The sequence below is a fragment of the Streptomyces sp. NPDC051452 genome (assembly GCF_044454765.1).
Lineage (GTDB): Bacteria > Actinomycetota > Actinomycetes > Streptomycetales > Streptomycetaceae > Streptomyces.
This window is the reverse complement of record NZ_JBITEB010000001.1, coordinates 669034-688579: the sequence shown is the minus strand read 5'-3', so window position 1 is coordinate 688579 and position 19546 is coordinate 669034. Positions and strand designations below refer to the sequence as shown.

General features: G+C 72.6%; 20 protein-coding genes and 1 pseudogene. 10 read left to right on the top strand and 11 right to left on the bottom strand.

The genetic code is table 11. The features are described 5' to 3' along the window. The first annotated feature begins 106 nt into the window (after positions 1-106). The 7 genes and pseudogenes from ACIBA9_RS02820 to ACIBA9_RS02790 all read left to right on the top strand — a co-directional run bounded on the left by ACIBA9_RS02820 (position 107) and on the right by ACIBA9_RS02790 (position 5114). Complete coding sequence (locus ACIBA9_RS02820) at positions 107-787, top strand: maleylpyruvate isomerase N-terminal domain-containing protein (RefSeq protein ID WP_399359537.1); 681 nt, start codon at positions 107-109, stop codon at positions 785-787. Between the two features lie 103 nt (positions 788-890). After that, positions 891-1172: a hypothetical protein gene (locus ACIBA9_RS02815; protein ID WP_399359536.1), complete on the top strand. Its 282-nt coding sequence runs from the start codon at positions 891-893 to the stop codon at positions 1170-1172. A gap of 193 nt (positions 1173-1365) precedes the next feature. Continuing rightward, the gene (locus tag ACIBA9_RS02810; RefSeq protein ID WP_362152641.1) at positions 1366-1530 is read left to right on the top strand and encodes a hypothetical protein; all 165 of its coding nucleotides are present in this window, start codon (positions 1366-1368) and stop codon (positions 1528-1530) included. Positions 1531-1532: 2 nt separating this feature from the next. Continuing rightward, positions 1533-1808: a DUF4190 domain-containing protein gene (locus ACIBA9_RS02805; RefSeq protein WP_393902082.1), complete on the top strand. Its 276-nt coding sequence runs from the start codon at positions 1533-1535 to the stop codon at positions 1806-1808. A 115-nt stretch (positions 1809-1923) separates the two neighbouring features. Then, positions 1924-2538, top strand: a pseudogene (locus tag ACIBA9_RS02800) (hypothetical protein); the annotation flags it as partial. 54 nt (positions 2539-2592) lie between these two features. Then, on the top strand, positions 2593-3096 hold the full coding sequence (locus ACIBA9_RS02795) for a hypothetical protein (protein ID WP_399360002.1): 504 nt from the start codon (positions 2593-2595) through the stop codon (positions 3094-3096). 269 nt (positions 3097-3365) lie between these two features. Next, positions 3366-5114, top strand: coding sequence for a carbohydrate binding domain-containing protein (locus tag ACIBA9_RS02790; protein ID WP_399359535.1), 1749 nt, complete (start codon positions 3366-3368; stop codon positions 5112-5114). A 30-nt stretch (positions 5115-5144) separates the two neighbouring features. Here ACIBA9_RS02790 and ACIBA9_RS02785 read toward each other — a convergent pair whose 3' ends face one another. Continuing rightward, a complete protein-coding gene (locus ACIBA9_RS02785; RefSeq protein ID WP_399359534.1) occupies positions 5145-5564 on the bottom strand; it encodes a CBS domain-containing protein in 420 nt (139 codons plus the stop codon). Positions 5565-5751: 187 nt separating this feature from the next. Here ACIBA9_RS02785 and ACIBA9_RS02780 point away from each other — a divergent pair, with 187 nt between their 5' ends. Both ACIBA9_RS02780 and ACIBA9_RS02775 read left to right on the top strand, forming a co-directional pair. Beyond that, positions 5752-6633, top strand: coding sequence for a DMT family transporter (locus ACIBA9_RS02780; protein WP_399359533.1), 882 nt, complete (start codon positions 5752-5754; stop codon positions 6631-6633). A gap of 126 nt (positions 6634-6759) precedes the next feature. Next, positions 6760-7971, top strand: a complete 1212-nt coding sequence (locus ACIBA9_RS02775) for a hypothetical protein (RefSeq protein ID WP_399359532.1) — start codon at positions 6760-6762, stop codon at positions 7969-7971. A 62-nt stretch (positions 7972-8033) separates the two neighbouring features. Here the strand turns inward: ACIBA9_RS02775 and ACIBA9_RS02770 are convergent, their stop codons facing one another. Both ACIBA9_RS02770 and ACIBA9_RS02765 read right to left on the bottom strand, forming a co-directional pair. Then, positions 8034-9209 (bottom strand): glutathione-independent formaldehyde dehydrogenase, encoded by a 1176-nt coding sequence (locus ACIBA9_RS02770; RefSeq protein ID WP_399359531.1) that lies wholly within the window; start codon positions 9207-9209, stop codon positions 8034-8036. A gap of 298 nt (positions 9210-9507) precedes the next feature. Further along, entirely contained in the window at positions 9508-10641 is a 1134-nt protein-coding gene (locus ACIBA9_RS02765; RefSeq protein WP_399359530.1) for a hypothetical protein, read from the bottom strand. Positions 10642-10888: 247 nt separating this feature from the next. Here ACIBA9_RS02765 and ACIBA9_RS02760 point away from each other — a divergent pair, with 247 nt between their 5' ends. After that, complete coding sequence (locus ACIBA9_RS02760; RefSeq protein ID WP_399359529.1) at positions 10889-12652, top strand: MOSC domain-containing protein; 1764 nt, start codon at positions 10889-10891, stop codon at positions 12650-12652. A gap of 49 nt (positions 12653-12701) precedes the next feature. Here the strand turns inward: ACIBA9_RS02760 and ACIBA9_RS02755 are convergent, their stop codons facing one another. The 8 genes from ACIBA9_RS02755 to ACIBA9_RS02720 all read right to left on the bottom strand — a co-directional run bounded on the left by ACIBA9_RS02755 (position 12702) and on the right by ACIBA9_RS02720 (position 19458). Further along, positions 12702-13952 carry a kynureninase gene (locus ACIBA9_RS02755; RefSeq protein WP_399359528.1) on the bottom strand — a complete coding sequence of 417 codons (1251 nt, stop codon included), beginning with the start codon at positions 13950-13952 and terminating at the stop codon, positions 12702-12704. Then, positions 13949-14800, bottom strand: a complete 852-nt coding sequence (locus ACIBA9_RS02750) for an alpha/beta hydrolase (protein WP_399359527.1) — start codon at positions 14798-14800, stop codon at positions 13949-13951. The genes ACIBA9_RS02755 and ACIBA9_RS02750 overlap by 4 nt, the downstream gene beginning before the upstream one ends. After that, on the bottom strand, positions 14790-15638 hold the full coding sequence (locus tag ACIBA9_RS02745) for a tryptophan 2,3-dioxygenase (RefSeq protein ID WP_399359526.1): 849 nt from the start codon (positions 15636-15638) through the stop codon (positions 14790-14792). Before ACIBA9_RS02745 ends, ACIBA9_RS02750 begins: the two co-directional genes overlap by 11 nt. Positions 15639-15702: 64 nt before the next feature. After that, positions 15703-16479, bottom strand: coding sequence for an SDR family oxidoreductase (locus tag ACIBA9_RS02740; RefSeq protein WP_399359525.1), 777 nt, complete (start codon positions 16477-16479; stop codon positions 15703-15705). A gap of 61 nt (positions 16480-16540) precedes the next feature. Next, positions 16541-17824, bottom strand: coding sequence for a 2Fe-2S iron-sulfur cluster-binding protein (locus tag ACIBA9_RS02735; RefSeq protein WP_399359524.1), 1284 nt, complete (start codon positions 17822-17824; stop codon positions 16541-16543). Positions 17825-17832: 8 nt separating this feature from the next. Next, positions 17833-18366 (bottom strand): 1,2-phenylacetyl-CoA epoxidase subunit PaaD, encoded by a 534-nt coding sequence (paaD, locus tag ACIBA9_RS02730; RefSeq protein WP_399359523.1) that lies wholly within the window; start codon positions 18364-18366, stop codon positions 17833-17835. Continuing rightward, positions 18363-19163, bottom strand: a complete 801-nt coding sequence (gene paaC / locus ACIBA9_RS02725; protein ID WP_399359522.1) for a 1,2-phenylacetyl-CoA epoxidase subunit PaaC — start codon at positions 19161-19163, stop codon at positions 18363-18365. The genes paaD and paaC overlap by 4 nt, the downstream gene beginning before the upstream one ends. Beyond that, positions 19147-19458 carry a 1,2-phenylacetyl-CoA epoxidase subunit B gene (locus ACIBA9_RS02720; RefSeq protein WP_399359521.1) on the bottom strand — a complete coding sequence of 104 codons (312 nt, stop codon included), beginning with the start codon at positions 19456-19458 and terminating at the stop codon, positions 19147-19149. The genes paaC and ACIBA9_RS02720 overlap by 17 nt, the downstream gene beginning before the upstream one ends. Positions 19459-19546 lie beyond the last annotated feature (88 nt).

Below are 19546 nucleotides of genomic sequence, written 5' to 3'. Positions count from 1 at the left end.
GCGGGCGGGACGGCGGGACAGCCGGAGACAGAAGGGCGGGGGACGCATGACCACGCGGCGCGTGACCTCAGGAGATGCGACCTCGGGACACCCGACCTCGGAGCGCGTGACCGCGACCGACGCGGCGCGTCCGGCGAGCACGCTGCGCGCCGCCTACGAGGCCGCCTCGGCGGTCGTCCGCGACCTGGGCGACGAGGAGTCGTGGCTGCCGACGGGATGCACCGGCTGGGCGATCCGCGATCTCGTCTTCCACTGCCTCATGGACGCCCAGCGCGGCCTGGTGGCCCTGCACACGCCCGCCGACCGGCCCGTGGACCGGGACGCGGTGACGTACTGGCGAGACTGGCGGCCCGACACCAGCGGCGCGGCGAACGGCCGGCGCTGGGCGCGGGTCAGCGCCAGCATGTTCCTCGACTTCGGCCAGCTGCGGGAGCTGTATCTGGAGACGACGGCGGCGGCCGTGCGCGCGGCGCACGCGGCCGACCCCGCGCGCCGGGTGGCCACGCAGGGGCATGTGCTGACCGCCGGTGACCTGATCACCACCCTCGCGGTGGAGGCCACCGTCCACCATCTCGATCTGACCGTCGCGCTGCCGCTCGCCCCCGGGCCCTCGCCCGAGGGACTGACGGCGCTGCGCGCGACCCTGGACGGGCTGCTCGGCACGCCCGCCCCACCGCAGTGGAGCGACACGCACTACGCGCGCGTGGGCACCGGGCGGGCCGCGCTCACCGAGGCCGAGCGCGCTGCCCTCGGCGCGGCGGCGGAGCGTTTCCCGCTGTTCGGGTGAGGGGCCGCCGACGTCCCGGCCGCACACCCGATACGGCGACACACACGCACGTCACCTGCGCGGTGCGGGGCGTGCCGGACGGGTTGATGGAAACCTGCGCCCCATGAACAACCCACCCAGCATCAACAATTACGTCGACCGTGTCACGGCGGGTCCCGGTGGCGCGCTGACCGACGAGGTCGGCGTCATCACCGGCGATCTGATCGTCGCCACCATCCTCCAGTCCGACGGCCACAGTGTGCGGGTCGCCATCCAGCGGTCCGGCGACGACACCTGGTACACCCTGTCCGGCGGCCCCGCCCCGGTACCGGAGGGCCAACTCGCGGCCTACCACCGGGATCTGCTGGGCCGTATCCGACGGGGTGGCGGAACGCGCGCCACCTGAGGGACCGCCGGACGGAGCGAAGGCGGCCGGTGGAGCCCCCGGGCGCGTGAGAAGCGCGCCCGCGGGTAACCGGCGATGTCATGAACGCGTTGAGGAAGCGGTCGCCTGAACCGCCGCACGGACAGGACGGCGGGCCGCCGTCCATCGCCGTCACCATCGCCACAGCCGTCGCCGTCGGACCGAGGAGGTAGGCGTGCTCTTCCTGGTCGTCGCTCTGCTCCTGCTGGGCATCATCCTGGGCTCGGCAGCCTATCTTCCCTGGCCCGTCACGCTGGTGGTCGGTGCTGTCATCGTCGCCTGGCTCGTCGTCTTCGCCGGACGCGAGCGGCGCCGCCGCGACCGGACGAGGAGGGCCTGACGATGCGGCTGACCGCGCCACCCTCCGCCCGGACGGGCCGACGGGACACCGAAGGCATGGCGGTGGCCTCCTTCGTCCTCGGACTCGTCGGACTGCTCGTCCTGAACCTGGTCCTCGGCCCCATGGCCATCGTGCTGGCCGTCATCGCCCTGCGCCGCGACACACCACGTCGGTTCCGCGCGCTGCTCGGATTGGGGCTGGGCATCGCCGACCTGGTCGTGTTCGCCGTCCTGGCGTCCGCCCACGGGGTGACTTCCTGGTCGGTCTGGGGCGGCTGAGCCGCCCGGGCCGCTACGCCATGCGGGGCGTGCCGCGTTTCGGTGCGCCCCCGCTGGGGAGTCGGTGCGCGTGGTCCCGTACCGAACGGAACAGCGCGTAGCGCCGCCGTCACGCCTGGGCGGACCGGACCCCGCCCGGGCGCGCTTCGACGGCTGGATCGCCGGGTTCGGTACCACGTCCGGTACCCGGGTGGTCCTCGGCCACTGGCCGCGCTCGCCCTTCGGCCCGTTCAGCGACGTGATGCTGGAGCGGGAGGACGGCCACCGTCTGCTGCTGGCTCCCACCCGGCAGACAGCGGACTTCATCGCCGGCACCTACGCCTTCGACGAGGTACGGGTGGTGCCGGTAGGGGTCCGCGTCACCGGTGACCGCTGGACGGTCACCGCCGGTTCGCTGCTCGACCTGCGCTTCACGGTCGGCCGCCGGAGCGTGCCGGGTCTCCTGCTCGGCGCGGTACCCGGGGCACTGGCCGCGCGGCCCGGCTGGACGGTGGTGACCGACCCCGTCGCCCGTCTGCTGCTCGGCGTGCGCACCCGGGGCAGCGCCGGCGGCGGTCGACGCGAGTGGTACGGCGCGCGCGACGTGCACCGGGTCATCGCGGCGGGCGCCGTCCACGAGGGCCGCGACCTCGGCTCCCTCACCCCGGTCGAGCCCGCCGTACGTTTCGGTTTCGGCTCGACCCCCCGCACACCCGGTCTGGTACGCGTCACGACGACGGTGGGTCCGCCCCGCGTGGCGCGAGGCCGCCGGGCGCCCGCGGCACATTTTCACGGGAGGCCCGTCATGACGGACACGAGGCTGCTCGGCATCTACCTCAACGACCACCTCGCCGGCGCCACCGCGGGCACGCGGAGGGCCTGCCGTCTGGCGCGTGCCACCCGCGATCCGGCGCTGCGCCGGGCCCTCGGTCCCGTCGCCGCCGAGATCCGCGAGGACCGCGGCGCGCTGCTGGGCATCATGCGGGACCTGGACGTTCCGGTGCGCCGCTCCAAGGTGTGGGCCGGCTGGACGGTCGAGAAGGTGGCCCGGCTCAAGAGCAACGGCCGTATCGTGCGGCGCTCCCCGCTCAGCACCGTGCTGGAACTGGAGGCGCTCCGGCTGGGGGTGGCGGGCAAGGCGGCCGGATGGACCGTCCTGCGCCGGCTCGCCTCGACCGACGCCCGCCTCGACGCCGCGCGGCTCGACTCGCTTCTCGACCGGGCCGGCCGCCAGCAGGACGTCCTGGAGGAGTGGCGCGTGCGCACGGCGGACACCACCCTGCGCACGACCGGACGCGCCACCACGTGACCCCCTGACCAACGGTCGACGCCGGCCGCCGGCCCCCTGACCGGGCCGGGGCGCCGCGACGTCGACCATGTCGTGACGCGCCGTCAACCACACGCTCTGCGCGAGCGGTTGACGCGCCTACTTTCCCATGAACATGCAAAGGGCGGCCTCCGCCCCTTGACCCGGATATGGTCCAGACCAATCATGGCCTAGACCAATAGCCCCGGCCGGGCTGCACAGCGCGACAACCCCCGCTCTCTCGCCTGTCGTTCGCTATCCGGGAGTACCCGATGACACGTCCGAGATCCGTACGCGCCCTGCTCACCGGCGTGGCCACCCTGGCCGCGTCCGCGGAGCTCGCCCTGGGGTTCGGAGGCACCGCACACGCCGCGACCCCGCTCCCCGCGCACGTCTTCGCGCCCTACTTCGAGGCCTACAACGGCGACAGTCCCGCCACGCTCGCCCAGGCCTCCGGCGCCAAGTACCTGACGATGGCCTTCCTGCAGGCCGAGAAGAAGGGCTCGTGCACCCCGTACTGGAACGGCGACACGAGCACCCCGGTGGACAGCTCGGTCTTCGGCGCCGACTTCACCACCATCCGCTCCCGCGGCGGTGACGTGATCCCCTCCCTCGGCGGGTACGCCGCCGACAACGGCGGCACCGAGATCGCCGACAGCTGCACGAACGTGGACTCCATCGCCGCCGCCTACGAGAAGATCATCACCACCTACGACGTCTCACGGCTCGACATGGACGTGGAGGACAACTCCCTCACCGACACCGCGGGCGTCAACCGCCGCAACCAGGCCATCAAGAAGGTGCAGGACTGGGCCGCCGCCAACGGGCGCTCGGTACAGTTCTCGTACACCCTGCCGACCACGACGACGGGGCTCGCCGACAGCGGACTCGCGGTGCTGCGCAGCGCCAAGAGCGCGGGCGCCAAGGTCGACGTCGTCAACCTCATGACGTTCGACTACTACGACGGCGCCACCCACCACATGGCCACCGACACCCAGACGGCCGCGAGCGGACTGCACGACCAACTGGCCCAGCTGTACCCGAACCTGTCGGACACTCAGCTGTGGAGCATGGTCGGCGTCACCGAGATGCCCGGCGTGGACGACTACGGTCCGGCGGAGACCTTCACCACCGCCGACGCCACGGCCGTGTACGACTGGGCGGTCGCCAAGGGCATCAACACGCTGTCCTTCTGGGCGCTCCAGCGCGACAACGGCGGCTGCCCCGGCTCCGGAGCCTCCGACACCTGCTCCGGCATCGCCCAGGACACCTGGTACTTCACACACACCTTCGCGCCCTTCACCGGGGGTACGACGACACCCCCGGCCAACGACTTCTCCGTCTCCCTCTCCCCCGCCACCGCCTCGGTCGATCCCGGTGGCTCGGCCACGGCGACCGTGAAGACGTCGGTGACCTCGGGCAGTGCCCAGACCGTCGCCCTCGCGGTGAGCGGCGCGCCGAGCGGGGTGTCCGCCGCCCTGAACCCGGGCTCGGTCACGGCGGGCGGCACCGCCACCCTGACGGTGAAGACCGCGGCCTCCACGGCACCGGGCACCTACCCCCTGACCGTCACCGGCACGGCGGGTTCGACCAGGCACAGCTCCACGTTCAACCTCACCGTGGGCGGCTCGGGCGGAACCGCCACGCTGGCCAACGGTGACTTCGAGACCGGCTCGCTCACCCCGTGGACCTGCGACAACGGCGCGGCGGTCGTCGCCTCGCCGGTGCATGGCGGCAGCCACGCGCTGAAGACCACCCCGTCGGCCTCGGGGACCGGCCAGTGCGCCCAGACCCTCACCCTGAAGCCCAACACCGCGTACACCCTGAGCGGCTGGGTGCAGGGCCCGTACGCCTACCTCGGCGTCAGCGGCGGCGCGACCGCGAGCGCCTGGACCCCGAACGCCTCGTGGTCGAAGCTGACGGTGCCGTTCACCACGGGCGCCTCCGGCACGGTCTCCGTGTACGTCCACGGCTGGTACGGGCAGGGGGCCGTGTACGCGGACGACCTGGCCGTCTCCTGATCCACCCCGGCCGCCGGACCCGCCCGGGTCTCACCGGGTGGGGCCGGCCGCGCTGATCCGCCCGAGCGTGGATTCGGGGTCGTACTCCTGGGCCACGTCGCCCAGGGCGACGATCCCGACCACGCGTCCGTCCTCGACGACCGGCAGCCGGCGCAGCGCCTTGCCCCGCATCAGCTGCAGGGCGCGGTCGACGTCGTCGTCCGGGGCCACGGTGACCAGCTGGCCGCTGCACGCCTCGGCCACCGTCCGCCCGGTGACATCCCCGCCCTGGGCGAGGATGCGCACGGTCAGGTCCCGATCGGTGACCAGCCCGCGCAGCCGGTCCCCGGCGCACACCAGCACCGCCCCGATGTCCTCGTCGCGCATCCGCGCCGCGACCTCGCAGACCGGGGTCTGCGGCGCCACCGCGACCGGGTTGCACGTCATGATCTCTCGGACCGCCTGCGCCATGCATTCCTCCAGGTCCCTCACCCGAACGGCCTCGTCGGGCGGATACCCCGGATCCGGCCCCACAGCACGTCCGGGCGCCGATGATCCCCGCACTCCCCACCACACCCGGCGCGCGGGCGCCGCCTTTCGTAGGCTGAAGGGGCCCGGACCTCCCGCCGGGAGGTCTGCCCGCAGGCAGGAGACGGTCGTGATCGAACTGGCCGCGGTGTTCGCCGTCGCGGGAGCCGCGAGCAATGCCGTGGGCACCGCGTTCCAGCGCAAGGCGGCCTCCGCCAGCAGCCGCGGTGGGATCCGGTTGATCGCGGAGCTGGTGCACCGGCCCTACTGGGTCATCGGCATGGCCGGCGTGATCTGCGCCGCGCTGTTCCAGAGCCTGGCCCTGGTCAACGGTCCGCTCGCACTGGTCCAGCCGCTGTTCATCCTGGAGCTGCCCTTCGCGCTGCTCGTCGCCGCCCCGCTGATGCACCGGCGGCTGCCCCGCTCCGGCTGGTGGGGGGTCGGGGGCTGTGTGGCGGGGCTCGCCGTGCTGCTCATCGCGGCCGCCCCGCACGGCGCGTCCGACCAGGCCCCCCTCGCCAGGTGGATCCCGGCCCTGTGCCTGAGTGTCGGCGCCATGGCCGTGGCGGTGCTGCTGGCCCGGCGGGGGCAGGCACCGGCCCGGCGTGCCGCGTTGCTGGCGGCCGCCTCCGCGACGGGCAACGCGCTGACCGCCGCGCTGCTGAAGTCGGCCAGCGGCACCTTCGCCGACCACGGCTTCACCGCGTTCCTGCGGTCCTGGCAGACGTACGGCTTCGCGCTCGCCGGAGTCGTCTCGGTGCTCCTGCTGGAGAACGCGCTGCAGGCGGGCCCCCTGGCCGCGGCGCAGCCCGCACTGACCATCGGTGACGCCGTCGTGAGCCTGACCCTGGGCATCACCCTGTTCGGCGAACGCGTCCGCACCGGGTGGTGGCTGGTGCCGGAGATATGCGGGGCGCTGCTGATCACCGTGGGCGTACTGGTCCTCAGCCGCGCGGTGCAACGCATCGTCGTCCTGCCGGTCCCGGCCGAGGAGCAACGACAGGCGACATGACCTTTCCGCCCGCCACGCCGTGGCAAATAGGTCGGTTTGTACGCTTATCCGCTCTATGGTTCGCGGCAGGGAGGCCGCCGCTCGGGGTGCACAGCGTGTCCCGGCAGGGCGCGGGTCGGGATGGCGATGCAGGAGATCAGCCGGCGTGGCATGGGACGTCTGGGCCTCGGCGTCGGGCTCGGCGCGGCCGCCCTCGCGTTCAACAGATGCGGGGGACAGGACGGCTCCCCGGGCGGCGCCGGCGGCCCCGGCGGGGTGGCGCGGCCGATCGGTGACGGCTCGACGGCGTACACCGGACGGCAGCCGCGCCAGCCGGAGCCGCCCACGGCCCTGGAACCCGGCGAGACACCGCCGCAGTTCGTGGTGTTCTCCTGGGACGGTGCCGGCGAGGTCGGCACCGGCCTGTTCGCGCGTTTCCTGGAACTGGCCCGCGCGCACGACGCGCACATGACGTTCTTCCTGTCCGGGCTCTATCTGCTGCCGGAGGCGAAGAAGCGGCTGTACCGGCCCCCGAACAACCCCGTCGGCGCGTCCGAGATCGGCTATCTGACCGACGCGCACCTCAAGGACACGCTCACGTACGTGCGCCAGGCCTGGCTCGACGGCCACGAGATCGGCACACACTTCAACGGCCACTTCTGCGACGGCCCGGGATCGGTGGCCGACTGGACCCCGGCCCAGTGGCGCTCGGAGATCGAACAGGCCCGTACCTTCGTCAAGTCCTGGCGCACGAACACCGGTTGGCACCACGAGCCGCCGCTGCCCTTCGACTACGACAGAGAGCTGGTCGGCGGCCGTACCCCCTGTCTGCTCGGCCAGGAGAACCTGCTCCCGGCCGCCCGCGAACTGGGCTGGCGCTACGACGCCTCGTCCCCCGGCGGGGTGCAGCGCTGGCCGAGGAGACTGCGGGGCGTATGGGACCTGCCCCTGCAGAGTATCCCCTTCCCCGGGCACGACTTCGAGGTGCTCTCCATGGACTACAACATCCTGGCGAACCAGTCGAGGAACTCCACCAGGGCGCCCTCGTACAACTACGGCTACTGGCGTGCCCAGGCGACACAGGCGTACCTCGCCGGGTTCGACCGGGCCTACGAGTCCAACCGCGCACCGCTGTTCATCGGCAACCACTTCGAGGAGTGGAACGGCGGCATCTACATGGACGCGACCGAGGAGGCCCTCCGGCAGTTCGCGGGCCGGCGGGACGTACGCCTGGTGTCCTTCCGGCAGTTCGTCGACTGGCTCGACGCGCAGGACCCGGACGTCCTCGCGAGGCTGCGCTCCTTGCGGGTCGGTGAGAGGCCGGAGGGCGGCTGGGACACCTTTCTGCGCGCCTCCTGAAGGGCCATGGTGGCCACTCGTCCCCCGGGGCGGCCCCGGGAGACGGGTGGTCGTCGGATCGCTTACCGCTTGTGGCCGTTTCCATGACCGTTCGGATGCAGGACCACCTTGGTCCAGCCGTCGTCGCGGGCGTCGAAATGCTCGTAGGCGGTGGGGGCCTCGTCCAGGCCGAGTTCGTGGGAGACGATGTAGCTCGGCTTCGCCTTCCCCCCGGCGATCAGGTCGCGCAGCGCCCGGTTGTACCTCTTGACCGGCGCCTGCCCGGTGCCCATGTGCTGGCCCTTGAACCACATCATGCCGAAGTCGATCGGGACCTTGCCGTGCGCCTCCAGATCCCCCTGGGCCTCGGCGCCGCCGGGGTCCTCGGGGAGGAACACGCCCACCACGCCGATGTCGCCCGTGAACCTGACCGTGTCGATCAGTCCGTTGAGCGTGAGGCTGGCGTCCTCGTGTCCCTGGGGGTCGTGTGCCTGGTAGCCGACGCACTCACAGCCGTTGTCGGCGCCCAGGCCGAGGGTGGCCTCCTTGACGACCTCCGCCGGCTTCTGGTCGGCGGTGTTGATCGGGATGGCCCCGATCTCCTCCGCCTTGCGCAGCCGGTCGGGGTGGTGGTCGGCCACCCAGACGCGCCCGGCACCCTTGAGGAGGGCGGAGTAGGCCGCCATCTGTCCGACGGGACCGGCCCCGAAGACGATCGTCTGGTCGCCCGGCTTGACGTGGGCCATCTCGGTGGCGTGATAGCCGGTGGGGAAGATGTCGGCGAGCATCACATAGTCGGTCTGCCGCTCGGCGGCGTCCTCACCCAGACGCAGCGCGTTGAAGTCGCCGTAGGGCACACGCAGCAGTTCCGCCTGGCCGCCCTGGTAGGGGCCCATGTCGGCGAATCCGTAGGCGGCTCCGGCGAGGGCCGGCTCCGGCTGCATGGTCAGACAGTAGTTGGTCAGACCCCGCTCGCACTGCTTGCAGAAGCCGCAGGCGATGTTGAAGGGCAGGACCACGTACTCGCCGACCTGGACCTTGCGCACGGCCGAACCGACCTCGACCACCTGGCCCATGTTCTCGTGTCCCAGGGTGCGGCCGGACTCGAACGAGGTGCGGCCCTCGTACATGTGCAGGTCCGAACCGCAGATGTTGGTGGTCGTGATCTTGACGATGATGTCGCAGGGGTGTTCGATCTTCGCGTCCGGTACGTCCTTCACCTCGACCGTTCGCGGACCTTCGTATACCGCTGCCTTCATGATGTCTTCCTTTGATGCCCCGGCATGACCGCGAGCCGGCGGTGCTGGAGACGGCGCGAAGAAGGCCTGACTCCCGGGGTTGGTACGGGGTCCCTGGCTCCGGCATGCCTGAGTGGGCCGCTCTCCCGGTTTGGGCGGAACGGTGGTGCCGCCGCCGGGCCGCCCGGCGGAGATTCCCGGCGCTCCGGTGACGTGCCGACCGGGTCCCCGTCGGCTCCCGGCGCGAAACGACCGGGCACGGATCGGCCGTCGGAATTTTCGGACCCGGACGACCACCGGCCGGCGACGAGTCCGGGACTCAGGTCCCCGGCCCTTCACCGTCGTCATCCTGGAGCATGCGGCGACGTTCCTGTTCGCGCTTGGCATAGGCGGCCGCCCGGATCGCCTCGTCACTCTCCAGGCCCGATCCCAGCGCGCCACCCACCGTGGCGACCGAGGCGACGAACCATGACAACGTCCAGTATTCCGAGGGTTGCAGCGGACTTCGTGTCATGGCGGCGAACACTCGGTCGTTGAGGATGAACAGCGCCCACACCAGGTTGATGACCAGCAGACCGACGTAGCAGACGAGCACCCCGATACCCACGGTCACGACCGTCGAGGCGTTGTAGAGCCGCGTCGTCAGCCGCGCCTCCCGCGAGGCCTCCGCCGATCGATGCCAGAGCTGCGCGTCCACGATCAGCCAGCCGATCATGAGCCCGACCGATCCGACCGTGGCGATCACGAGGCGTGGCACGCTCAGGGACTCGGCCAGGGTCCAGATGGTGGAGTTGACGGTGGCGACCGCCCCCGTGGCGAGTGCCGCCGCCAGGGCTTTCGACAGACCCGGCACCAGGCGCCACGGCCGGTTGGCGCGGACCATGCCGGCGAGCACCCTCAGGTAGCCGCGCGGCCCGCTGACGACGTACCGGAGGTCTACGAACTCCTCCTCACCGACCGGGCTCGGGTGGATAGGCGCGAAACGGCTGACGAAGGGCCCCAGGAGCGGCTGGTTCTCCGCGGAGCCCTCGGCCCCGGAGTCCCGCGGACCCGCCAGGCCGAGCACGGCCTCCTCCACCGCCCGCCGGGCCCTCGTCTGCAGACGCAAGCCCCCCAGCGAAGGAAGAGCCAGCAGCGCCAGGCCGTGTTCGCGGCTCAGATCCACGACGAGCTTGTGCCCGTGCGAATGCAGGGGAAGGTCGGTGAGGGCCACCACGATGTCCCAGTCCTCTGCTCTGGCGCGGTCCTTGATCCGGCGCATCAGGGTGGCGGGGTCCTCGGTCCTCGCGGTGAAGGGCTCGCTGAACACCTGTACGTCGAATCGTCGCCCCTGGCCCCACTTGTCGGCGAGGCGGTCGGGAAGTATCCGGGCCATGCGCTTGGCGATCTCCGTGGGCGCGTCCGGATCCGCCAGGAGAGCTACGACCGTAACGCCCTCAGGCGACACCCGCATGACTGGACCCTTCTCCGGCTGCCCCACGATCGCAAGTCCCCACAGGATGCCCCCCGAGGCGGCGTCGACGCCGTGTGACACGCTGGCCCCGCCGGCGGGTACGGGCGGTACGAAACGGCCTGCGCTCACGCGTCCGGTCTCACGCGATCGCGACGGCCCCGGGACAGGAACTAGCATCGGGACAGGTGCGGGACACAGGGCGCCACGGGGGGCTGTCCCCCGGTCGGCCACCGGTAGGAGGACCGCGATGGCGACGCTGCTCTCCGTCAACGTCGGACCGCCCAAGGACGTCTCCTGGCAGGGGCGGACCGTCCACACCGGAGCCTGGAAGTCCCCGGTGGACGGCCCCCGGCTGGTGCGACGGCTGAACGTCGAGGGAGACGGGCAGGGAGACCTCGCCGGGCACGGCGGCGAGATACGCGCCGTCCTCGTCTACCAGGCGCAGTCCTACCTGTACTGGCGAGAGCACCTCGGTCGCGACGACCTGAGCTTCGGGATGTTCGGGGAGAACTTCACCGTCGACGGGCTGCCGGACGACGAGGTGTGCATCGGGGACCGCTACCGCATCGGCGAGGCAGAGTTCGAGGTCACGCAGCCACGGGTCACCTGTTACCGCGTCGGCATGCGGCTCGGGGAACCCGCGATGGCCTCCCTGCTGGTCGCCCACCACCGTACGGGCTTCTACCTACGGGTGATCACCGAGGGGCGGGTCCGGGCCGGCGACGAGATCACCCTCACCCGAAGAGGCCCCGAGGCGCTCAGCGTCGCCGACACCGACGCCCTGCTCTACCTCCCCGACCGCGACCCGGCCAAGCTGCGCAAGGCCCTCGCCGTGCCGGCCCTCAGCCCCGGATGGCAGCAGTCCTTCCGCGAACTCGCCGCCGAGCGGCCGGACCGTCGGGACGTGGGGTCGCCAGGGGAACGCGCCGGCCCGACAGGCTCCGCGACGGCGGCGGGATGGCCGGGCTTCAAGCGGATGCGCCTGTCCCGCATCGTGCGGGAGACCCCCACCGTCTCCTCCCTCTACTTCGACAGCACCGACGGCACGCCCCTGCCCGTGGCCCGGGCCGGCCAGTACCTCACCCTGCGCCTCGCCGTCGGCGACAGCGCCCCCGCGGTGCGCAGCTACTCACTGTCGTCGGCGCCCGGATCCGGCTACCGGATCAGCGTCAAGCACGAGGCCCACGGGAGGGTCAGCGGCTTCATCCACGGCAGGCTCCATCCCGGGGATCTCGTGGAGGTCGCCAGTCCCCGCGGCACGTTCGTGCTGGAGGAGAGCACGCGTCCGGTGGTCCTCGTCTCGGCGGGGATCGGCGCCACACCCGTACTCGCCATGCTGCACCAGCTCGCCGCCGCCCGGGACCCGCGCCCCGTCTGGTGGATCCACGTCGCCCGCGACCGCGCCCGGCACATCTTCGCGGACGAGGCCCACGCGCTCCTGGACCGGCTCCCCGACGCCCACGAGCACATCTACTACACGGCCGCCGACGCCGGCCCGGCATCCGGCGAGCGCCGGCCCACCCGGGGCCGGCCGACCGCCGCGTCTCTCGCCGCGCTGGGCCTTCCCACCGACGCCGACGCCTACCTCTGCGGACCGACCGCCTTCATGGACGACATCGCCGGCCACCTGCGCGAACACGGCCTGCCCGCCGAGCGGATCCACACGGAACAGTTCAGCTCCCTGTCCGCCGTCAACCCCGGCGTGACAGCCACCGCCGCCGTCCGGCCGCACCCGCCCCCCGGCCCGCCGGACACCGGTCCCCTGGTCACCTTCGTCCGCAGCGGCGTCACCACCCCCTGGTCGACCGCGCGGGGCTCGCTCCTCGAACTCGCCGAGGCCTGCGACATCCCCACCCGGTGGTCGTGCCGCACCGGGGTCTGTCACACCTGCGTCACCGCCCTGCTCTCCGGCGACGTCACCTACACCACCCCACCCCTCGAACTCCCCGAGCCCGGGACCGCCCTCGTCTGCTGCAGCGAGCCCGCCGGGGAAGTGATCCTCGACCTGTGACCTCACCGTCGTCGGCGCCGAGACGGACCCGGTGGACCGGCCCGCGGAGTCAGGTGACCGGGCCCGTAGGGGGTGGTGTGGGGTCGTAGGCGGTGGCCCGCAGGATGTCCCGTAGGCGGTGGGCGGCGGTGAGCAGATCCCGGTGGGTGGTGTAGAGGGCGTTCACGCCGAAGCGGAGCAGGTCCGGAGCGCGCATGTCGATGATGACGCCGCGCTGGGCCAGTGCCCGGGTCAGGCCGTGTGCGTGCGGGTGGCGCAGGGCGACATGGCTGCCACGGCGTGCCGGGTCGAAGGGGGTGACCGCCTCGACGCCGAGAGGGGCGAGGAGTTCGCTCGCGCAGTCGAGGAAGAAGGCCGTCAGCGAGAGGCTCTTGGCGCGGACGCGGGCGAGGTCGACGCCGTCGAACGCGGTGAGTGCCGCTTCCAGGGCGAGCAGCGACAGGATGGGCGGAGTGCCGATGCGGGCGCGGGCGATGCCGGGCGCCGGCGTGTATTCCCGGTCCATGCCGAAGGGGTTCGCGTGACCGTTCCAGCCGGTCAACGGGGTTTCCAGACGAGCGTGGTGGCGGTCGGCGGCGTAGAGGTAGGCGGGGGCGCCGGGTCCTCCGTTGAGGAACTTGTAGCCGCAGCCGACGGCGAAGTCCACGTCGAGGGCGTCGAGGTGCAGGGGCATGGCGCCGGCCGCGTGGCAGAGGTCCCACACGGCGAGCGCGCCGGCGCGGTGCGTGGCCTCGGTCAGCGCGGCCATGTCGTACAGCTCGCCGGTGCGGAAGTCGACCGGCGAGTAGCTGACGGCGACGACCCATTCACCCTCCGTGGCGAGGAACTCCTCCAGACCGGGCGGGGGGATCCGCCGCACCTCGAGGTCCTGGCGACGGGCGACGGCCTCGGCCAGGTACCGGTCGGTGGGGAAGTGGCCGGGGTCGGTGACCAGCAGCCGCCGGCCGGGGCGCAGCGCGGTGGCGGCGCTGAGCGCGGTGAACAGCTGCACGCTGGTGGAGTCCCCGGCCACCGTACGGCCCGGCGCCGCCCCGATGAGGCGGCCGATACCGTCGCCCACCCGAAGCGGCGCCTCCCACCAGCCGTTGGCGTTCCAGGATCCGATCAGATCGGTGCCCCACTGCCGCGTCACGACGTCGGCCAGGGCCGCCGGCACGGCGGCGGGCAGCGGGCCCAGTGAGTTGCCGTCGAGGTAGACGACGTCGGCGGGGAGCAGGAACCTCTCGGCGAGGGGCGCCAGTTCGTCGTCCGCGTCGGAGCGTGCGGCCCGCTCGTCGAGCGCGGTGGATGCGGTCGTCACGGCCGGCCGCCCTTCGCGGTGGTGGAGTCGGGCCTGCGGGCGCCGAAGGCGGCAGACATCTCCCACAGGGTGTCGGCGACCGCGCGGGCTCCGGGCGCCTCCGGCTCGATGAGCGTGTAGTGACCGGTCCCGGGCAGCACGACGGTCCTGAGGTCCTCGTGCACGGCGGCATAGTCGGCGAACTGGGTGAGGGGGACCTCCTCGTCGACGGCACCGTGCAGCAACACGGTCGGCACGCCCGTCGTACCCGCCCCGCGCAGCAGGGTGAGCGGGTCGACCGCTCGCATCCGCTCCTCGAACAGGTCCTCGTCACCGCCGAGGAGTTGCAGGGCGGCACCGTCGCTGAGGTCGTCGCGGCGGGTGGCGTCGAGGTCCGTGATCGGCGCCAGCGCCAGCACGCCGGTCGGCAGCGCGCGGGTGTGCCAGCGCGACCCCGGCGGCAGCAGACCGCGGGCCGCGCACCACAGGGCCAGATGGCCGCCGGAGCAGTGTCCCGCCAGGATGTACGGCCGGCCGCCGGTCAGGGTGTCGACGATCCGCGCGACGTCGTCGAACGTCTGCGGGTAGCCCCCGGCCCCGCCGGACCGCCGGAAGCCGGGCAGCAGCACATCGAGGCCCTGCCGGGCGAGGTAGGCGGCGAAGGGGGTCAGATGCATCCGGTCGTAGCGCCAGTATCCGCCGTGCAGCAGGATCACCAGCGGGGCGCCGGGGTCCGCGGCCGGCCAGGCGTCGTAGACCTGGTGGGGGTGGTCACCGTAGCGGCCGTGCACGGGGGCCAGCACCGGCTTCAGACTCAGCACGCGTCGTTCTTCCTCCGCCGCGAAGGCGGAGATGACCCTAGACACCACCGCGCGCCTCCCAGAGTTCGGGGAAGACGGGGCGGGTCGCGCGCTGTTCGAGCCAGGCCAGGCCGGTGGAGCCGGCGCTGCCGCTCTTCGCGCCCATGGCCCGGCGTACGACCATGACGTGGTCGTAGCGCCAGCGCAGGACGAGTTCGGCTACGTCGGTGAGCAGTTCACCGAGGGCGAGCAGCGGGTGGTGCTGCGGTCCGGAGTAGATCCGCCGCCACACCTCGACGACACCGGGGTCCGAGCGGTAGGGGTCGGTCACGTCCCGCTCCCGGACCTCGTCGGGCACCGGCAGACCCTGGCGGTGCAGGAATCCCAACACCTCGTCGTACAGGGACGGTTCACGGTATGTCTCGCTGAGCGCCTCGTGTACGGCGGTGTCGCCGCCGTGCATTCGCAGCATCGAGGCGGACTTGTCGCCGAGCAGGAACTCCATGTGCCGGTACATCGCGGACTGGAACCCTGACGCCTGGCCGAAAGCGGCCCGGAAGCCGTTGAACTGGGCGGGTGTCAGCGAAGCAAGCGGTGCCCAGGCGGCATTGAGGGCGCTCAGGGCGCGTCGGCTGCGCGTCAGGGCGTCCATGGCGGCGTCGAGGTCGTCCTTGGCGAAGGCCGTACTCGCCGTGCGCCACTCGTGGACGATCAGGGTCAGCCACAGCTCCATCACCTGTGTGGTGACGACGAACCCCATCTCGTCGGGGGCCTCGGTGAGGGGATGCTGCAACGTGTTGAGGACGGAGGCGCGCACGTAGGTGTCGTAGGGGCTGGCGCCCGCGAAGGGCCGGGTCAGGGAGTCGTCCGCGGCCGGCCGGCCGGGTGCGGACGTGCTGTCGTTCATGGTCTCTCCTAGGCTTGCCGTCGGCCCGGGCGGTGCCGGGCGGGCGCGGCGTGGAAGGCGTGCCTCACACACCGAGGTGGACGCCGCCGGAGGCGTCGATCCACTGGCCGGTCACCCAGCGGGCCTCCTCGCTCGCCACGAAGGACACGACGTCGGCGATGTCCGCCGGAGCGCCGAGCCGGCCGAACACGGAGGCGTCGGCGTACCTCTGGCGGATCTCCGGCACGGCGAGGGTGGGGTTGATCTCCGTCTCGGTGTACCCGGGGGCGACGCTGTTCACCGTGATGCCCCGGGGCCCCAGCTCCTGCGCGAGGGTCAGGGTCAGGTAGTCCAGGGCGGCCTTGGTCATGGTGTAGGCGATGATCGGGGGGAAGGCGACGCGGGTGGCCACCGAGGAGACGTTCACGATGCGGCCGCCGTCGCGCAACCGGTCCAGGGCGCGTTGGACGATGAAGAAGGGCGCCTTGGTGTTGACGGCGAACGCCCGGTCGTAGTCGGCCTCGGTCACGTCGGCGATCCGGCGCGGGAGGGTGATGCCCGCGTTGTTGACGAGGATGTCCAGGCCGGGTTCGGCGTCCTGGCCGGCCAGGGCCGCGTCGAAGGCCGCCCACAGGGTGTCGGCGTCGTCGGGGACGCCGAGTTCGGCGTGGACGGCGAACGCACGTCCACCGTCGGCCTCGATCTCCTTGACGGTCCGTTCGGCCGCCTCCTGGTCGTGTCCGTAGTGGACGGCCACCAGGGCGCCCTCGCGGGCCAGTCGCCGGCTGATGGCGCGGCCTATGCCCCGGCTGCCGCCGGTGACCAGGGCGGTCCTGCCCTCGTGCCGCAGGGGGGTGGTCATCTCTTCTCCTTCACCTGGAAAGGGGGTTCCGGCCGTGGCCGTGACGGGGATGTGTGCCGTGTCATGCGTCGAAGTCGAGGGTGACCTCGGCGCCGAGCGGAAGGGCACGGCATGTGAGGGTGTAGCCGGCGGCCAGTTCCCCGGCGTCGAGGGCGTATTGGGGACCGGTCGTCACCCGCCCCTCCAGCACCTTGGCCCGGCAGCTGCCGCAGATGCCCTCACGGCAGGCGTAGGGCACGTCGGGGTGGCCGCGCAGCAGCGCGTCGAGGAGCGCGGCGTCCTGGGGCTCGACGGTGGCGACGCGACGCCGGCCGCCGAGCAGCGCGGTGACACGGGTGTGTGCCTGGACGGGTGCGGGGGGCTGTGCCCGCGTGGGCGGCTGTGGGGTGTCGTCGGGGGTGAACAGTTCCGAGCGGACGAGGGCCGGGTCGGCTCCCCATTCCGTCAGCGCCTGCCGGACCGTGGCGACCAGACCGGCCGGGCCGCACAGGGCGAAGGTGGTGCCGGAGCCGGTGCCGGCGTCGAGCGCGGTGAGGAGGCGGGGCAACTTCGCCGCGTCGATCCGCCCGGTCATCGGGCCGTCGTCCCGCTCCTCCCGGGTGAGGACGTACAGGGCGGTGAAGCGGTCGACGAACTCGTCCTTCAGCAGGGCGAGTTCGTCGGAGAGCAGGGCGTCCGCCGAGGTGGGTACCGAGTGGACCAGGGAGACGCGGCAGTCCGGATCCTCGCGCAGCGCGGCCGCGGCCATGGCGGCGAGAGGGGTGATACCGGTGCCGCCCGCGACCAGCACATGGTGCGCTCCCGGGCGCTGCGGCAGGGCGAACGCGCCTGTGGGCGGGGAGAGTTCGAGAACGTCGCCGGTCCTGAGGCTGGTCCTGGCGTAGGCGCCGAAGCCGTCGGGGGCGCCGCGCCCGATGACCAGGCGCAGCGCGGCCGGGTCGTCGGGCGGGGGGCATACCGAGTAGCTGCGGCGCAGTTCGGCGCCCGCGGCGCGGTGCCGGACCACGACGTGCTCGCCGGGCCGGTGGGCGAAGGTGTCCCGCAGGGTGCCGGGCACGTCCAGGGTGACCGCGACGGCGGTCCCGGGCAGGTGGCGGACCTGGGTGACCACGAGCCGGTGCCAGCCGGTGCGCCGACCGACGGCTCGGTCCCGGTTCCGGCTCGTGTCGCGGTCGCGGTCCTGAACCTGGTCGCGGTCGTGATTCTGGTCGCGGTCGTGATTCTGGTCGCGGTCGCGGTCGCGGGAGTCGTCACCGTCTCGGTGGGCGGGAGCGAACGCGTGCCCGGCGTCGGTGGCTACGGTCGCGTCAGGGGCGGTGTCGGCGGGGTTGACGGGGGGATTCACGGGGGGCCTCACAGCGAGGTCAGGTGCGGAAACAGCTCCTGGCAGGCCGTGCACCGCCGCATCGACTGGCAGCGGGAGGGCCCGAAGGCGCTGTGCGGGCGAGTGGCCCGGGAGCCGCAGTGCGGGCAGGGCACCTCGGCCACCTGGAGGAGGACCGGACCGTCCCCCCGCGCCGGGGCGGGCGGGGCGATGCCGTGGGCGGCGAGCTTGTCCCGTCCGGCAGCCGTGATGCGGTCCGTCGTCCACGGCGGCGCGAGCACGTGGCGGACCCTTCCGTCCGGATGGCCGGCGGCCACGAGCACCTCCTCGATCGCCCGGACGATGGCGGGCAGCGCCGGGCAGCCCAGGAAGGTGGGCATGACCTCCACTTCGAGCACGCCGTCGACGCCGGGGGCGACCGAGTGGACGACGCCGAGGTCGCCGAGCCCGATCATCGGCAGCTCCGGATCGGGCAGGGCCTCCACCAGTGCCCGGACCTCCTGGGCCGTGAGTCCGGGACGGTCGGGCGCCGACAGTGCCACGGCGGGCGTGGGGCCGTTCACCAGGTGCCTCCGGGGAACTGTCGGTGCACCGACTGCATTTCGGCGACCAGCGACGCGAACTCCTCGGTGTGCAGGCCCGCCCGGCCGCCCCGGGCCTGCCAGCGCGGCGCGGGCACGGTGAGTCCGGCGCGCGTGACGATCTCACTCGTCCGCCGTTCCCACAGCGGGCGCAGCGGGGCCGGCGAGGGCACGATGCCCGCCGCGCACAGGTGGCGCGACATGTCGTCCTCGTCGAACAGTTCCGCGATGTACGGCCACACCTCGTCCAGGCCGCGCTGCATCCGGCGGCCGCTCTCGGGGGTGCCGAGGCCCAGCCGCTCGGTCCAGGTGTCGGCGTGCAGCCGGTGGAACGCGACCTCGCCGGCCGCCCGTTGACCGAACGCGGCCAGTTCGGGGTCCGCACAGCCACCCAGTGCCTCGTAGTACAGGACGGCGTAGTGGGTGTAGGCGAGCTGCCGTGCGATGGTCGTCGCGAAGTCGCCGTTGGGCAGCTCGGTGAGCAGGGTGTTGGTGAACTCGCGGTCGGTCCGGGCGAAGGCGAAGTCGTCCTCGCCGCGGCCCGTTCCGTCGACTCGCCCGGCGAAGGTGAACAGCGTCCGCGCCTGCCCGACGAGGTCGAGGGCGATGTTGGACAGCGCCAGGTCCTCCTCGATGGTCGGCGCCCGCGTGATCCACTGGCACAGCCGCTGGCCGAGGACCAGGGCGTCGTCGCCGAGACGCACCAGGTGCACGGCGAGGTGGGCGTCGACGCGGGCGTCCGCCGTGCGGGCGGGTGCCGGGTCAGTGGTCGAGGTCACCGTCGGGGCCTTTCTCGGTGAGCGGCGCGAAGTGCTGCGGGTACCGGTAGGGCTTGTGCCGGGCGTTGGCGAAGTACGGGTCGTGTTCGTCCGGGGACGCGGTGTGCACGGCGTCGGAGCGGACCACCCACAGCGACAGCGGGTCGCCGCGGCGCGTGTACAGATCGCGCGCCGTGAGCAGGGCCGTGTCCGGGTCGGAGGCGCGCACCGAGCCGACGTGCTGGTGGGCGAGGCCGCGGCGGGGCCTGAGGAACACCTCCCAGGACGCCGGGGCGCCCTCCCGCTCCTGGTTCATGCGCGCTCCCCCGTCCGGTCGTGCGTGTTCTCCCCCGCGCCCGAGGCGGGCTGGGGAACGCTTCCGCCCCCGGCGACCGCGGGAACGC